A 14,998-nucleotide genomic window follows, 5' to 3' on the forward strand; every position below is an offset into this window, starting at 1 on the left:
CATTCGATACAACCCCTGGAAGTGTGATTTTGTTCAGCGGATTTGCGGGAAGGTCATCCCCGTGATCTTCCGGTACAGATCGACGGCATACAGATCGGTCATCCCCGCGATAAAATCGACGACCGACTGGATATCATTGTATAGCCGGTCGGGAGTGCGACTGATGGCAAACTGCCGGGAAATCAGCTGGAGCAGCTTCTCCGATTTGACATTGCCGGGATCGAGAATGGCGCCGAAGAACTCTTTCAGCATTCCACCGATCACATTGTAGCCGGCGATCTCGATCTCGACGACGGAGCGGTGGTTGTAGATATGCTGGACCGAGAAGGCGTCGATCTCTTTGACGAGCGCCAGCTCGCGGGCGGGAAGGTAATCGATCAGGGATTTTGTGGCCTTACCGGCCAACAATTCCGGCTCCTTTTCCATGAAGATGTCGCGGACCCGGAAGATCAATAAATTAATGAGTTTGGCCCGCAGGAACTGGACCTTCTGGTTGTCGTCATTGATGTCATGGAAGATCTTTTCCACCCGGTCCCGGGCGTCATAGCCTGTTTCCTCGTCGAAGAAGGAGAGGAAGAGGCGGGCGATGGTATCGATGGAAATGATGTTCAGCCGGTGGGCATCCTCGAAATCGACGATCCGGTAGCAAATGTCGTCGGCGGCTTCGACGAGGTAGACGAAAGGATGCCGGGCGAAGACGTTCTTTGCCGGATCGGGCTGGGGGATACCGAGTGCGGTGGCGATCGAGCGCCAGGTTTCGATCTCCGAGTCGAAGAAGCCGGATTTTTTTGTGTTCAACCGTTGTTTATTGAACCCGTTGAGGGAATCCGAGGGATATTTGACGATGGAGGCCAGCGTAGCATAGGTGAGGCGGAATCCACCGGGAGACGGTTCGTTGAAGTGGTGGGTCAGGGTCCGGAAGGCATTTGCGTTGCCCTCGAAGAAAAGGAAATCGCGTTGCTGGTTTTGACTCAGGGTCTCGAAACGGTCTTTGGCTTCCCCCTCCAGGCCGCGGAAGAAGTTGCGGATGGCGTCTTCCCCCGAGTGACCGAAGGGGGGATTGCCGATGTCGTGGGCGAGACAGCCGGCCGCGATGACGGAAGGCAGTTCGTATTTATAGAATTCTTTAAAGTTTTCACCATTGCCGGCATGTTTGTCGGCGATGGCGTCACCGACGGCCTTGCCGAGAGAGCGTCCCACGGAAGCCACCTCGAGGCTATGAGTGAGGCGGTTGTGGACGAAGACGGGCCCCGGCAACGGGAAGACCTGGGTCTTGTTCTGCAGCCGCCGGAAGGCGGAGGAGAAAATGATGCGATCGTAATCTCTTAAGAACGAGGTGCGGAGTTGTGCGTCGCTTTTGGGGCCTTCGCCCTGGGCAGACGGGCCGGAAGCAGACCGGGCGGAGGAACCGGTACGGAGTGGGGAGTAAAGCTGTTGCCAATTCATTTTTTATATCCTACGGTGTTGCTGAGTGTCCCGATGTGGTCGATGGTGATCTCCACTCTGTCGCCCTTTTCCAGGGTGAATTCGTTTCCCGGGACGAGGCAGGTACCGGTCATCAAAAAGCAGCCATGGGGAAAGTCCATGTCCCGGTACAGCCAGGCGGCCAGGTCGGACAATTTTCTTTTTATCTGGCTGATGGCGACCTCACCGGCATAGACGTCCTTGCCGCCGCGCCGGATGACCATGCTGATCCGGGTAGTCGTCGGAAGCGGGTGGGCAGGGACATACAGACAGGGTCCAAGGGCTGCGCTGCGTTGATATACCTTGGCCTGGGGCAGATAGAGCGGGTTCTCCCCTTCGATGCTGCGGGAGCTCATGTCGTTGCCGATGGTATAACCCTGGATGGCGCCGCTGGGGCTGATAAAGAGGGTCAGTTCGGGCTCGGGGACATTCCAGGTAGAGTCGTGCCGGATGTACACCTCTTCGTCGTGGGCCGCGACGCGATGGGGCTGGGATTTGAAGAACAGCTCCGGGCGTTCGGCCTCATATACCTTGTCATAGAAGGTGGCCCCGCCGGACTCCTTCGATTCTTCCATGCGGGCGTCCCGGCTGCGCAGGTAGGTGACCCCGGCCGCCCAAACCTCCTGGGCGCCGATCGGCGCCAGCAGCCGGCTGTTCAGCAGGGCATCGGCCTCTACAGGGGTCAGGAGGTCTGCATGACGCACCTGCTGCCGCAAATAGTCGTGAAGCTGGTCGCGTCCGATCAGCTCGTCCCAGGGTTGGGTGATCAGGTAAGATGCATTGTCGTGCTGGAGCAGGCTGCCCTTGCTGATACGGTACAGTTTCATAATGCGCCAAATTTAGCGGATTTTAATCTGTTTAACTTGTGAAATTCCTTGAATTTGTTTACCTTATGCAACCCCTTTAGACGACCCTCGCTTACCTTGCTATGAAACATACGCTTTCCATCCGCCAGCAGCTCCCACTGCTGATCTGCTTATTATTGATCGTAGTTATCACACTTTTCGGGTCCATCTCATACCTGGGCGTTCGCCGCGCGTCTATCGCGATCGGGGAACAGCGCCTGCAGTCGCTGACCCAGGAACTGTCTTCCTTATTCCAACAAAATGCTCATAGCCTGGCGGCCGCGACGCAGAAGCTGGCGCGACAGGACGATATCGTCAACTTTTTCCCCGGGGATGCGGCGGCAGGGATTGGATCCAACGGCGCGCCAAAGGCCCTGGAGAAGATGCTGGCCGATACCATGACCGTCCGGGCCGAAATGCGGGATTCACGGGGAGGCCTGCTATTGGCGGCCGGGCGCAACGTTTCCGCCGATATCGCAGGAGAATTCCCGCCAGCCAAACCCGACAGTCCATTTATCGGGCGGATCTATCTTTCCGGGGATAGCATGTTCTATCCCAGCATTGCCCGCATTTACCGCGGAGCCAGTCCGGAAGGGTACCTTGTCCGGTGGCGCCCGGTGCGGACCTCGCCAAAGGCGGTTGTCCAGCTATCCCAGCTGCTGGGCACGAAAGCCGCGCTGTATTTTGGAAATGACGACGGGACATTGTGGACCGATATGTTGAAGCCGGTGACCAATACTTCCCCGACCGTGCGAAAGCTGCGGAAGCTGTTGCACTACAGCGGCCCGAACGGGAAGGTCATCGGCTATACCACGTCGATACCGGGCAGCCGGTGGCTGATCATGGTCGAGCTGTCCGAAGACCTGATCCTGGAGGCGGCCAACCGATTTTTATACTGGATGCTCGGCATCGGGGCCGTGCTGGTGATCGGCGGAAGCCTCATCGCCTGGCTCATCAGCCGGAGCGTCACCCGCAGGCTCGACCGGCTGATACATGCTACGACGGTTATCGCGGACGGGGACTATTCCTCCCACGTCCCCGTCGACCGGACCGACGAGATCGGCAAACTCGCCGCATCCTTCAATACCATGATGACCCAGGTTCGTCATACCCAGGAACAGCTGGAGGACAAAGTACAACGCCGAACCCAGGAGCTCGAAGCCGTGAACAAAGAGCTGGAGGCCTTTTCCTATTCCGTCTCCCATGATCTTCGCGCGCCGCTTCGCGCTGTCAGCGGGTATACCATGATGCTGAAAGAGGACTATGAACATACCTTCGACAACGAGGCAAAACGCATCACCGGTAATATCCTGAGTAACGTAAAAATGATGGGCCGGCTGATCGACGACCTGATCGGGTTCTCCCGCCTGGGAAAGAGGGATGTCCGGAAAGAATTGACCGATATGAAACAACTGGCGGAGGCATGTGTCGAAGTCCTTCTGCCGGCGTGGCCCGACGTCGGCTTCAGGCTGGATATCGGCCCATTGCCCACCTGCATGGGCGATAGCGACCTGCTCAAGCAGGTCTGGATGAATCTTATCGGCAACGCCATGAAGTATTCGTCCCGGCAGGCAGAGCCGCAGATCACCATCGGCGCGACGACCGACCCCGCCGGAACGGTATATTTTATCCGCGACAACGGTGCGGGCTTCGATATGCGGTATGCGGATAAATTATTCAAGGTCTTTCAGCGGCTGCACAGCCATGAGGAATTCGAAGGGACGGGGGTGGGCCTGGCGCTGGTAAAACGAATTTTGGACAAACACCGGGGAGATATCCGGGCCGAATCCTCTCCCGGCAACGGGGCGGTCTTCTATTTCCGGATACCGGCCTGATCACATCGATCATCAATCGTATCTATATGCTGAATTATGTTGAAGTACTCCTTGTAGAAGACAATATTCATGATGCGGAAATGACCATCCGCGCACTGAAGAAGGTAAACCTCGCCAACAACCTGGTCCATGTGAAGGATGGAGAGGAAGCGCTGGAATTCATTTATGCGCGGGGAAAGTTCTCCGACCGTCATTCGGCCCATCTGCCGAAGGTCATCCTGCTGGACATTAAAATGCCGAAAATAGACGGCATCGAAGTGCTGAAGCAACTAAAAGGAAATCCCCTCAGCAAGACCATTCCCGTGGTGATCATGACCTCTTCCAAAGAGGAGCAGGATATCATCAACAGCTATGAACTGGGAGTCAACAGCTACGTGGTCAAGCCGGTGGATTTCGAAGGCTTCGCGCGGGCCGTAAGCCAGTTGGGATTGTATTGGCTGCTGACCAACCAGCCCCCGTTACCGCAAAACAAACAATAAACGCATCGCTATATGGCTTTACCGTTAAAGATACTGCACCTCGAGGACCTTCCGTCCGACGCCGAACTGGTGGATCGCGTTCTCCGGAAGGCAAAGATCGAGTTTGAGAAAAAAGTCGTGGTGGACAGGCCCGAGTTCGTACAGGCGCTCCGGGAATTTCAGCCGGATATCATCCTCTCCGACCATTCGCTGCCGGCTTTCAATTCCCTTGAAGCGCTTCGGATCACCAAAGAGGAAGGGATTACGGCGCCGCTGATCCTCGTGACGGCCACCGTGTCCGAAGAATACGCCGTCAATGTCATGCAGGAGGGCGCCAGCGACTATATTTTAAAAGATCGGCTCGAGCGCCTGCCCAATGCCGTCCGCAATGCGATGGACAGAAAGAAGATTGAGGAGGCGGGAAGACGCGCCGACGACGCATTGCGTTCATCCGAGCAGAAATACAAGTTACTGTTCGAAGCCAACCCCATGCCGATGTGGATGTTCTCGAAGTGCTCGATGCGCATCGTCGATGTCAATTCGGCTGCCATCGAACATTATGGCTATTCGCGCGAGGAGTTTCTGTCTCTTCCGGCCGAAAGTCTCTGGAATCCGGCCGCAGCAGGAGTCTATCAAAGCGGCATCTGGAAGCAGCAGACAAGGAACGGATCGGTCATCGACGTGGAGGTCATCGCCCACGAGCTGGTACATGACCAGGAACCGGTGATCCTCGTGTTGGCGATCGATATCACGGAGAAGCTGCGTGCGCAAGCGGAGCTTGCCCGGCAGGCGGAGACCCAGCGGAAGCTGATCACGCAAACCAGCATCCAGGTACAGGAGCGGGAACGCGAGGAGATCGGCAAGGAGCTGCATGACAATATCAACCAGATCCTCGCGGCCACCCGGCTGCATCTGGACCTGGCCATCCAGGAGTGCTCCGAGGAAGCGGTCACCGAAGTGCTTGTCAGAAGCTATAAGAACCTTAGCGTCGCCATGGAGGAGATCCGGCAGCTTACCCAGTCGCTGGTCGCCCCTACCCTCGGCGGGGTGAGCCTGGACAGGGCATTGGCCAGGCTGATAGGCGATTTGCCGGCCACTTCATCGCTGCGGCTAAGCCTGGACACTTCGGGTTATCGGGGCGATATCGACGATGAAGACCTGAAGCTCACCTGTTACCGGATCGCGCAAGTGCAATTGAGCAATATCATCAAACATTCCCGGGCTAAGAACGCCGCCATCGGGTTGCGGAAAACCGACAGCCTGGTGCTGACCATTACCGACGACGGTGTCGGCTTCCATCCCGGCGCAAAGACGAGCGGTATTGGATTGCGCAATATCCGAAACCGGGTTGGTTATTACAATGGCAGCGTCGATATCGATTCCGAGCCGGGCAAGGGATGCCGGCTCACCATTACTATTCCGTTCGGACGATAAGGATGCGACCCGCCCTGTCGCCTGGGAAGCGGCCGCGACCCTGCCCCGTCACCGGATAATAAGCAGCCAGCCCTTTCCCTTTTCCACCGGGATCGGCTCGCCGGGGACGAATCTCCTCGCCGGCTGAAAATTCGCTATCGCGGGGGCCTCGATGATGGCATGTCCCCGGTCGACGCCCAGTTTTTGCCAGTCGATATTCAGCATGACCGTTGTGTCTTCAGGCGCCCAGGAGGCCAGGGCAACCATTGCGGCGCCGGTCCTGGCATACACCGTGGCCGGCACGTCGATAGCGTTTGTCTTTACCGGGCAGTTCGGACTCCAATAGCCGACCATTTTTGTCCCAGCCATTCCAAAATCATCCCAGGCCTTCCAGATCGGGCGGGGATCGGCGTTGTCCGACCAGGGCATCCTGTTCGTCATGCCGTAGACCATTCCCCGCCAGGGATTGCCGCCGTGTTCGAGCATCTCCCCCATCAGGCCGAAGGGGACGCCGCTGACTTCCACGAGGAAGAAATCGGGTGGGTTCTTTTCATAGTCGAAATACTCCCCGAACCACAAACGGTTGAGATAGGGGAAATGTTCCATGTAGAGATTCGCACTGTTGTTGAACCCATCGCGCGGATTGTACTGGTTGGCGGAGTGGAGGTCGATGATGCCGGGGTGACCGTCCTTTGTCAGGACGCGTTTGATCCTTTTCATGGTGGCCCGATCGAAGGCCACGTCGTCGAGATAGATGCCGTCGATGCCCACGTTCTGAACGAGCCAGTTCATGCCTTCGACATAGTAATTGTGCCAACGGCTCATGCCACTATTGATCACCGCCGCATCTTTTATCTCGGGCACGAACCAGGCGGGGATATAGTCCTCCCGCAGATGTTCCTGCAACCACGAGAAGCCTTTGCCGGGACCCGGTGAATAGATCTCATGTCCGAGGCTCCGAAGGGCGAATGTCTCGTATGCGTGATCGGAGAGCTCGCGGACGGTATTGTATATTTTTACTTTGAGGCCCCTTTCGTGCGCCGAATCGATGTAGGCTTTGAGCCGTTTGGCTTCGATAAAGGGATAGTTGATCCACGGGTTGACAGGCGTCGCGTGATGGATATTGACCACGGTGGCGCCTGTGGCTTTTATCGTGTCGAGGTTGGCGTACTTGTGGTAAAACCGCGTCGCCCACTGGAAATCGGTGTTGAGCGGATGGAAGGGGGTGATCAGCAGGTTGAAGTTGTAATACAGCGTATCGCCTTTTTTCAGGCTGCGCGCACCGCTATAGTTGTTGGCAAGCATGGACCTGCCCTTGATGCCGATATCGATACCGCCTTTATCGCCGTTGGCCCAGGAGGCCGGAGCGATAAGCGGCTTCTGAAGGTAGAAGTTGGTATTGAGCGGCCGGACATAGTGTTCATCTCGAAGCGAATATTGAAGGCCGCCGTTGACGGCGCCGATCCAGGCCCCATCCTGGTTCTTGTGGGCGACGTCCCATTTCCAGTGGCACATACTGTCCGGGCGATAACCGCCTTTTTGCCCCAGTCCCATCAGGTAGGTGGCCATCTCTCTCCGAAAGGGGATGTGCATGGTGATGTCCTTGAGGTCGATGTCCTGCAATGCGGTGACCTTTACCGTGTAGGCGAGGAAACCATCGAATTCGAGGGTCGCGCTGACATCCATTTTTAGTTCGTCGGCAAGACTGGCGGCTTGCCATTTTACGGTTCCGGGGGATCGTTCTGTGAATTGGATGGGTTGTGGTTTGAGCCGGATGTCCTTCCCGTCGGATCGTTTTGTAAAGTGGAAATGAATGTTCTCGGCCAGGAGGTTGTTGGGGACCTTCGTTATCTCTGTCATCTCCGGCGTGAAGAAGGTCTGGATCTGTTCGGGGAAGCCCTGCTTGCTCAGAAATATCTTCCGGCCGAGGAGGCTGACGCAGGTGTCGCCCTGGATGGCGAGGGGCGTGTAAGGAGCGATGACCGTGTTCTCCTGGGCGAGGGTGGAGTTGAGCCATTTGAGATGGGTCATCTTTTGCGCATCGTCGTCGGCGGTGCGGTTGGCGATGGTGAGGTTGAGGCGGAACGTTTGAAGTTGGGTGTCGTGCGCTTTTACGGTGACGGTTACCGGATAGGTTCCGGGTTTTGCGTTTGCGGGAATGTCGATGCCGCACCAGAGGGGTTGGACCTGGTCTTTTGTGAGGTTGATGTCCTTTGTGAAAGGTTTGCCATCGTACGTGACACCGGTGGTGTTGATGCAGTTGGCGGCAAATGGGGCTTTGATGGTTATCTGGATGTTTTCGAGGTCCTTTGTCGCAAAGACGCCGACCTGGAAGGCGTAGTATTCGCCTTTTGCGGCGGTGAGGGTGTGTAGGGGTTGTTGCTTTATCCAGCGAAGGGGCAGATCGTTTGTCATGCGGATCGGGTGATCGCGGTCTTCGGGGAAGAGGAGGAAGGGGGCGCCGGGGTGTTTTGCCTTGAGGGCGTTTGTTTCTTTTGCGGTGGCGATCACCTCCATCGGGTAGAAGGTGTTGAAGGTGTCGATGGATTGAAAGGAGGTGACGACGGCATTTGCGGCGTGGGTACCGGGCAGGTTCGCGGTTGTATCGGCCTTTTGGTATGCCCCTTTTGGATAGTTGCTGCGGCCTTCGTTTCGATATGGCAAATAGTACACGTAGTAAACGCCTTTCCCCGAGCTGGGTTCAAAGTAGATGTCACCCGCTTCGCGGGTAAGATTGGATGATGAGGAGGGTACGCGGGCGCCGGTTTTTGCATCCTGTACGATGATGCGATGATCGAACGGATCGGCCATGGGCAGGCGCCAGGGAATGCGCACGTGCGCAATGTTGCCCGGCCCGTTGAAGCGGATGACGGCGCGGTGGTTGCCGAGGGAGTCGGGGTTCCAGCATTTGGGGCAGGAAGTGTAGGGAATCTCCTGGGCGTGAATCGAACGAGCGAGAGTAACAAGGATGATAAGAAGGGCCGCTATTTTTTGCATAAACCGAAGGTAAGGGTTGATCGTGATTTATTTAAGCTTCTTCTCAATATCGCCGGCTGAAATGAACTGAACGGTTTTTCCGCTTTTTCTTGAAACCAAAATTCCTCGTTCAACCAGCTGATTCAAGTCATTTCGGGCCGTCTGATTGCTGACGCCAAAGCGGACCTCGATCTCCGTAACGGTATAAACGTTCTTTTTTTGATTAAGAAGCTCTTGCAGGATCACAACTTGCCGATCGTTATACTCAGCGTTCGTCAGCAGCCCCAACATTTCATTCTTTTCCCTGTTCTTTCTTTCGATATATTTTCTCAGGTCACCCAGTGAGATTCGAATGGCATTCAAATTGTAGAGCACAAAATAGGTAAGATCAATGTCATCGAGCTCGGTGTATTGATAGGCCCTCGCATATTGTGCTTTTGACCGTAAGATGATCCTTGACACCGACATGTATTCTATCAGCCAATAGCCCTTTCTTATCAGGTACCAATAAAACAAGGCCCTGGCGGTACGGCCATTGCCATCAGCAAAGGGATGGATGTAGCCGATCAGGAAGTGAAGGGCGGTTGATTTTGCAATAGGATGAAGAAAAAAACGGTCGGTTCGCCTGTCGTTCGCAAAAAGGCAAAATTCGTTCATCAGCATTTTCACCTTTTTATAGGTAGGCGGCGTATGCAAAACCGTTCCGGTCTGCACGTCGATAACCTTCACCTCATCGTCATCTCTGAATGCCCCCTCTTCGTTAGAACTTTGTAAAGTATTTGCAGTGACGATTTGATGCAGTTTGAGCACCAGGTCGGGTGTTAGGTCAGTGCTTTTGTGATGGACGATCCATTGCGTCGCTGCATAGTTGTTGGCGATCATTTGCTCGGAATGGTTACGCGGCTTGCGGTTGCTTTCCAACATTTCTTTTGCAATCCTCCGTGTCGTCACGGCCCCTTCCAACTGGCTGGAAGCAATAGCCTCTTCCATAAGAGAGCTTACGAGGTATCGCTGTTTTTCTTCCGATGGGATCAGATCCCCGGTGTGCAAGCTTCCCCCAAGGTTCATGTCGAGCTCATGCAATTGCCGTTGCATCTCGTCAGGAGTATTCATGCGAAGCCTTATGCTGTCCTTTCCCCAAAATTTACCTCTCTTGCCGAATCCCGAACAAATTTTATCACCGCCCATAACTTTTTAGCATCCAAATTCCATTCCTTTGCCTGATATTTCCATTTATCCCAATAAGGGTATGAAGAATCATTGATCCCTAAAATTTTAGGGAGACGGCCCGATGCGACGATCTCCTTTATGAATTGGGCGGAATCCAATTTGCCAACATATGGGGGCTTTTCGACCTTTCTCATATTTCATCCTAATTATTCAAAAATTAGGATATTTTTTGAAATTTTATCCTAAATCAGGATGAATTAGGACCAATTAGGACATTGTTATGAAACAGGATAAAAACAGGGTAATCTTTTACTTGCATAACGGCGTTCACCTGCTGGACCTTTCGGGGGCGGTGCAGGCGTTCTATGAGGCCGGGGACTATGGGCAGCCCTATGAAATGGTCTATGTCGGAGGTGAGCGGGCGCCGGTGTCTTCGGCGGGGCTGCCATTCATGCGGCTGGAGCATTACTCGACGGTGGAAGCGGGTGCGGGGGATGTGCTGATCGTGGCCGGGTTCGAGCTGCGGCAATTGCATGCAGGCTCCACCTCAGGGTTGCATCAATGGCTGCGCTCGGCCGCCGAACGCGGAGCAGTGGTAGCCTCGGTCTGTACGGCAGCGTTCCTTCTGGCGGAGGCGGGACTACTCGACGGACGCGAATGCACGACCCATTGGAAATACACCACCCGCCTGCAAAAGGAATATCCTCGGCTGAAGGTGCAAGTGGACCGGTTGTTTATAAAGGATGGAAACATCTACACCAGCGCAGGCGTCACGACCGGGCTCGATATGTCGCTTTTCCTGCTGGAAGAGCGGCATGGCGCGGAGCTGGTCTTCAAAATAGCGCGGGAACTGGTCGTCTATATCCGGCGCGATGGCGCCGCTTCGCAGGACAGCATCTATCTCCAGTACCGGAGTCATATCCATAACGATATCCACGTGGTACAGGACTGGATCATTCAGCACCTGCAAAAGAAGATAAGGATCGAGCAACTGGCGGCGCTGATCCATACGAGCCCGAGGAACCTGACCCGGTTGTTCAAGGCGGCTACGGGCGTCACCGTGGGGCAGTATGTGGAGAAGCTGCGCGTGGAAAAGGCCGTGCATATGTTGCAGCAGCGGGTCAAGCTGGCGTCGATCCCGCGACAGTGCGGATTGCAGAGCACCAACCAGCTGCGCTCGCTCGTGAAGAAACATACGGGGCGGCTGCCCAGAGAGTTGAGTTTGTCCTGATCCTTCGCATGGTTGTCCTCCCGATTTTAGGGCGGTGCCGGTAGCTTTGCGGAAACATCTTTCCATGAAAGCAATTCTTTTCTCCTGTTTCTGTTTTATCGCCGTTTGTGTGCAAGCCCAGATTCCCGCGGGGGATGGCGAGGGCTATTTCTGTAGTCTGTGTAACGACGCCTGCGACACCCTTCTCTTTACAAAGCCGGGTTTCTGCACGCATTGCCGGATGAAGCTGGTCAGGCAGACGTATGCCGAACGGCGGGACCTGTTAAACCAACTCGAACATAAAATGACGATCTGTTTTTATTTGCAGGATGGAGTCGAAGTACTCGATTTTGCCGGCCCGATGGAAGTTTTTAATTATGCCGGTTTCAACGTCTTCACGGTCTCCCGGACAAAAGCGCCGATCAACAGCCAGGGCATCCTGAAGGTGATGCCGGATTACAGCATCGACGACGCGCCGGCCGCCGATATTATCGCCTTCTTTGGCGGCAACGCCGGTCCCTCATCAAACGATCCCGAGGTGCTGAAATGGGTCCAAACGAGAGCTGCGAAAACGCAATATTTCTTTTCCGTTTGTACGGGCGCCTTTATCCTTGGCCGGGCGGGCCTCCTCGACAACCTCACTGCGACGACCTTTCACTCCAGCATCGAGTCGTTGCGGGCCGCCCTGCCGAAGACAAAGGTGTTGGAGAATGTGCGATATGTAGATAATGGGCATGTAATCACTACAGCCGGTATTTCTGCGGGGATAGACGGGGCATTGCATCTTGTAAGCCGGTTAAAGGGGGATGAGATGGCGCGGAAGGTGGCAAAGTACATGGAGTATGACAAGTGGATTCCCAATCAGGGATTGGTGGTTAATAAGAATTAAATTAGTGCCCCCGGATCGCTTATGTCGGCCCTTCGGGCAGCGACCCTCCGGGTCGCTTTGTCGATTTTGGGCTATATTTGCCCTATGTCACCTATCGCTATATATCATGAACATCCCGACTGGTTCAAGCCGCTGTTTGCGGAGCTGAACAGCAGGGGGATCCCTTTTGTACGACTGAACCCGGCAGCGCATCAGTTCGCCATCGAGGCGCCGGCACCCGACTATTCGCTCTTCTTCAACCGCATGAGCCCCTCCGCTTATCTGCGGGATGGAGTGCAGGGCATTTTCTATACGCTCAATTATCTCCGGCAACTGGAATATCTGGGCATACCGACCGTCAATGGATACAAAGCATTTGTCAACGAGACCTCAAAAGCTTTGCAGCTCGAGCTGATGCAGTCGCTGGGGATCAAGTATCCCAGGGCCCGTGTCGTCAACCATCCTTCACAATTGGTTGCGGCTGCCGAAGGGCTTCGTTTTCCCGTCGTCGTAAAAGCCAATATCGGGGGCAGCGGAGCGGGGATCACGAAATACAATGCGTTGGATGATCTTCGGGCGGCGGCCGAAGGGCCGATGGGAGTCCCGATCGACTTTGGGGTCGATCATACAGCCCTGCTGCAGGAGTTCATTCCTGCGCGCGGCGGCTATATCACCCGCGTAGAGACCCTCGGCGGGAAATTCCTGTACGCTATCCGCGTCTATCTCACGGGCGACACCTTCAACCTATGTCCGGCGGATATCTGCCAGACCAATGCCGGCGTCGAGCTGGTTCGCAATGCGTGTGCGCTTGACGCGCCGAAGAACGGGCTGAAAGTGGAAGGATACACGCCGCCGCCGGCGGTTATCAAAGCGGTCGAGACCCTCGTCCAGCAATCGGGGATCGATGTCGGCGGGATCGAATACATCATCGACGACCGGGATGGGGAGCTGCTCTATTACGACGTCAACGCGCTGTCGAATTTTGTCGCCGATGCCGTGAACGTGATCGGGTTCAATCCCTTCCATCGCCTCGTGGACTATCTCGAAACCCGGGCCGGGGTACGTTCGCCGCAGGCCTCTAAAACCGCCGTCGCATGAGATACGGATACTGGATGCCCGTCTTTGGCGGCTGGCTGCGCAACGTCGAAGACGAGAACATGCAACCGACCTGGGAATATGTCAAAAAACTGGCGATCCGCAGCGAAGAGATCGGGTTCGATCTCTCCCTTATCGCCGAGCTGAACCTGAATGATATCAAGGGCGAGCAGGCGCCATCGCTGGATGCCTGGTCGACTGCCGCGGCCCTGGCTGCGGTGACGCAGAAGCAGGAGCTGATGGTCGCCGTACGGCCCACCTTTCACAACCCGGCACTATTGGCCAAGCAGGCGGCCAATATCGATCACATCAGCGGCGGTCGGCTTTCATTAAACGTCGTGTCCTCATGGTGGCGGGATGAGGCAACCAAATATGGAGTAGGGTTCGAGCAGCATGATGATCGCTATGCGCGGACGGCCGAGTGGTTGACGGTATTGAATGGAGTCTGGCAGGAGGATGGTTTCAACTTTAGTGGAAAATTCTACCGGGTAGACAACAACACCCTCCAACCAAAGCCCATTTCGCATCCCAGACCGGCATTGTATGCGGGTGGGGAGTCGGAGGCGGCCAAGGATCTTATCTCCAGTACCTGTGATGGCTATGTGATGCATGGGGACGAGCCGGCCACCATCGGCAAACGCATCCGTGATATGAAGCAGCGAAGAGAGAAGAAAGGTCTGCCTCCGATGCAGTATGGCGTGGCGGCGTATAGTATTATCCGGAACAACGACACCGAAGTAAAGAAAGAACTGGCGCGAATTACGGATGTACAGCCGGGCAGCCCGGGTTATCACAACTACCAGCAGTGGTTGGCGGGGACGCAGCTGGAGCAAAAGGTCTCGCTGGAAGACTACTCGGTGTCCAACCGGGGACTTCGCTCGGGGCTTGTAGGTACGCCGGCGCAGGTGGAGGATCGCATTGCGGCATTCGAATCGGAGGGCGTGGAATTCTTTTTGTTGCAGTGCAGTCCGCAGCTGGAGGAGATGGAGCGGTTTGCCGAAACCATCATCAAACGCGAACAATACGCATAAGACGGCGGCGCGGAAGAAGATTGAGGAAGGTGCTCCAGAGGATGCCGAGATCCATGAGAAGGTTGCCGTGTCGTATATAGTACTCATCCCAATAATACCGCTGGAGCAAGGTATTGCGGTCGCAGACGTTGCCGTGCAATCCACGGGATTGGGCCAATCCGGTAATGCCGGGCTTTACCTTTTCGCGGCGGCCGGTATCGGGGACCCACTGCGCAAAGCGCAGGCAGTCCGCCGGCATATAGGGCCTGGGGCCCACGAGGCTCATCGAACCCAGGAACACATTAAAAAATTGCGGGAGCTCGTCGAGATGCGATAGCCGGAGCCAGCTACCCAGCGGCGTGATACGTCCATCCCCCGCCACCGGGTGCTGGCCGGCATTTGAATTAACAACCATGCTCCGCAACTTAAAACAGCTAAATAGTTTACCCTCCTTCCCTACCCTTTTCTGCACGAAGAATACCGGGCCCGGCGAATCCCGTCGTATCAACCAGGCCAATACCGGCAACAACCAGCTCAGGACGCCCAGGATCACCAGGGTAGATACGAAGAGATCGAATGCTCGTTTCGCGATTGCCATCACCATAGAAAACGGCGGGATAGCCCTATCGGTTGCCCCACATCAGGTCTGCATTC

13 protein-coding genes are annotated in these 14,998 nt (G+C 55.6%); 7 read left to right on the plus strand and 6 right to left on the minus strand.

Annotated features, from left to right (window positions below; all coding sequences use genetic code 11):
• Positions 1-33 precede the first annotated feature (33 nt).
• The gene (gene dgt, locus VHE34_RS23680; protein WP_325592543.1) at positions 34-1,446 is read right to left on the minus strand and encodes a dGTP triphosphohydrolase; all 1,413 of its coding nucleotides are present in this window, start codon (positions 1,444-1,446) and stop codon (positions 34-36) included.
• Positions 1,443-2,291 carry a fumarylacetoacetate hydrolase family protein gene (locus tag VHE34_RS23685; RefSeq protein WP_325592545.1) on the minus strand — a complete coding sequence of 283 codons (849 nt, stop codon included), beginning with the start codon at positions 2,289-2,291 and terminating at the stop codon, positions 1,443-1,445. The genes dgt and VHE34_RS23685 overlap by 4 nt, the downstream gene beginning before the upstream one ends.
• Positions 2,292-2,392: 101 nt before the next feature.
• Between VHE34_RS23685 and VHE34_RS23690 the strand changes: the two genes are divergently transcribed.
• From VHE34_RS23690 to VHE34_RS23700, 3 genes are read left to right on the plus strand one after another with little or no spacing between them, the layout of a single operon-like run.
• Positions 2,393-4,144, plus strand: a complete 1,752-nt coding sequence (locus VHE34_RS23690) for a sensor histidine kinase (protein WP_325592547.1) — start codon at positions 2,393-2,395, stop codon at positions 4,142-4,144.
• A gap of 26 nt (positions 4,145-4,170) precedes the next feature.
• The gene (locus tag VHE34_RS23695) at positions 4,171-4,623 is read left to right on the plus strand and encodes a response regulator (RefSeq protein WP_325592549.1); all 453 of its coding nucleotides are present in this window, start codon (positions 4,171-4,173) and stop codon (positions 4,621-4,623) included.
• Positions 4,624-4,635: 12 nt separating this feature from the next.
• The gene (locus VHE34_RS23700; protein ID WP_325592551.1) at positions 4,636-6,036 is read left to right on the plus strand and encodes a hybrid sensor histidine kinase/response regulator; all 1,401 of its coding nucleotides are present in this window, start codon (positions 4,636-4,638) and stop codon (positions 6,034-6,036) included.
• A gap of 48 nt (positions 6,037-6,084) precedes the next feature.
• On the opposite strand, the gene VHE34_RS23705 is transcribed toward VHE34_RS23700, so the two are convergent.
• From VHE34_RS23705 to VHE34_RS23715, 3 genes are read right to left on the minus strand one after another with little or no spacing between them, the layout of a single operon-like run.
• Complete coding sequence (locus tag VHE34_RS23705; protein WP_325592553.1) at positions 6,085-9,012, minus strand: glycoside hydrolase domain-containing protein; 2,928 nt, start codon at positions 9,010-9,012, stop codon at positions 6,085-6,087.
• 27 nt (positions 9,013-9,039) lie between these two features.
• Positions 9,040-10,104: a Fic family protein gene (locus VHE34_RS23710; protein ID WP_325592555.1), complete on the minus strand. Its 1,065-nt coding sequence runs from the start codon at positions 10,102-10,104 to the stop codon at positions 9,040-9,042.
• A gap of 8 nt (positions 10,105-10,112) precedes the next feature.
• Entirely contained in the window at positions 10,113-10,355 is a 243-nt protein-coding gene (locus tag VHE34_RS23715; RefSeq protein WP_325592556.1) for a hypothetical protein, read from the minus strand.
• Positions 10,356-10,441: 86 nt separating this feature from the next.
• On the opposite strand from VHE34_RS23715, the gene VHE34_RS23720 reads away from it, so the two are divergent.
• The 4 genes from VHE34_RS23720 to VHE34_RS23735 all read left to right on the plus strand — a co-directional run bounded on the left by VHE34_RS23720 (position 10,442) and on the right by VHE34_RS23735 (position 14,365).
• Positions 10,442-11,392 carry a GlxA family transcriptional regulator gene (locus VHE34_RS23720; protein ID WP_325592558.1) on the plus strand — a complete coding sequence of 317 codons (951 nt, stop codon included), beginning with the start codon at positions 10,442-10,444 and terminating at the stop codon, positions 11,390-11,392.
• Positions 11,393-11,456: 64 nt separating this feature from the next.
• Positions 11,457-12,260, plus strand: coding sequence for a DJ-1/PfpI family protein (locus VHE34_RS23725; RefSeq protein ID WP_325592560.1), 804 nt, complete (start codon positions 11,457-11,459; stop codon positions 12,258-12,260).
• 84 nt (positions 12,261-12,344) lie between these two features.
• Positions 12,345-13,337 carry a hypothetical protein gene (locus tag VHE34_RS23730; protein WP_325592562.1) on the plus strand — a complete coding sequence of 331 codons (993 nt, stop codon included), beginning with the start codon at positions 12,345-12,347 and terminating at the stop codon, positions 13,335-13,337.
• Positions 13,334-14,365 carry an LLM class flavin-dependent oxidoreductase gene (locus VHE34_RS23735; RefSeq protein WP_325592564.1) on the plus strand — a complete coding sequence of 344 codons (1,032 nt, stop codon included), beginning with the start codon at positions 13,334-13,336 and terminating at the stop codon, positions 14,363-14,365. Before VHE34_RS23730 ends, VHE34_RS23735 begins: the two co-directional genes overlap by 4 nt.
• On the opposite strand, the gene VHE34_RS23740 is transcribed toward VHE34_RS23735, so the two are convergent.
• Entirely contained in the window at positions 14,343-14,948 is a 606-nt protein-coding gene (locus VHE34_RS23740; protein WP_325592566.1) for a sugar transferase, read from the minus strand. The two genes, VHE34_RS23735 and VHE34_RS23740, sit on opposite strands and share 23 nt — an antisense overlap.
• Positions 14,949-14,998: the final 50 nt, after the last annotated feature.

Origin of the sequence: Puia sp., from assembly GCF_035546395.1 — a bacterium.
GTDB lineage: Bacteria > Bacteroidota > Bacteroidia > Chitinophagales > Chitinophagaceae > Puia.

Coding starts and splice junctions, on each gene's coding strand:
- VHE34_RS23740 (WP_325592566.1), bottom strand. CDS start 14,948: ATGGTGATGGCAATCGCGAAACGAGCATTCGATCTCTTCGTATCTACC.
- VHE34_RS23700 (WP_325592551.1), top strand. CDS start 4,636: ATGGCTTTACCGTTAAAGATACTGCACCTCGAGGACCTTCCGTCCGAC.
- dgt (WP_325592543.1), bottom strand. CDS start 1,446: ATGAATTGGCAACAGCTTTACTCCCCACTCCGTACCGGTTCCTCCGCC.
- VHE34_RS23735 (WP_325592564.1), top strand. CDS start 13,334: ATGAGATACGGATACTGGATGCCCGTCTTTGGCGGCTGGCTGCGCAAC.
- VHE34_RS23710 (WP_325592555.1), bottom strand. CDS start 10,104: ATGAATACTCCTGACGAGATGCAACGGCAATTGCATGAGCTCGACATG.
- VHE34_RS23705 (WP_325592553.1), bottom strand. CDS start 9,012: ATGCAAAAAATAGCGGCCCTTCTTATCATCCTTGTTACTCTCGCTCGT.
- VHE34_RS23725 (WP_325592560.1), top strand. CDS start 11,457: ATGAAAGCAATTCTTTTCTCCTGTTTCTGTTTTATCGCCGTTTGTGTG.
- VHE34_RS23690 (WP_325592547.1), top strand. CDS start 2,393: ATGAAACATACGCTTTCCATCCGCCAGCAGCTCCCACTGCTGATCTGC.
- VHE34_RS23715 (WP_325592556.1), bottom strand. CDS start 10,355: ATGAGAAAGGTCGAAAAGCCCCCATATGTTGGCAAATTGGATTCCGCC.
- VHE34_RS23695 (WP_325592549.1), top strand. CDS start 4,171: ATGCTGAATTATGTTGAAGTACTCCTTGTAGAAGACAATATTCATGAT.
- VHE34_RS23685 (WP_325592545.1), bottom strand. CDS start 2,291: ATGAAACTGTACCGTATCAGCAAGGGCAGCCTGCTCCAGCACGACAAT.
- VHE34_RS23730 (WP_325592562.1), top strand. CDS start 12,345: ATGTCACCTATCGCTATATATCATGAACATCCCGACTGGTTCAAGCCG.
- VHE34_RS23720 (WP_325592558.1), top strand. CDS start 10,442: ATGAAACAGGATAAAAACAGGGTAATCTTTTACTTGCATAACGGCGTT.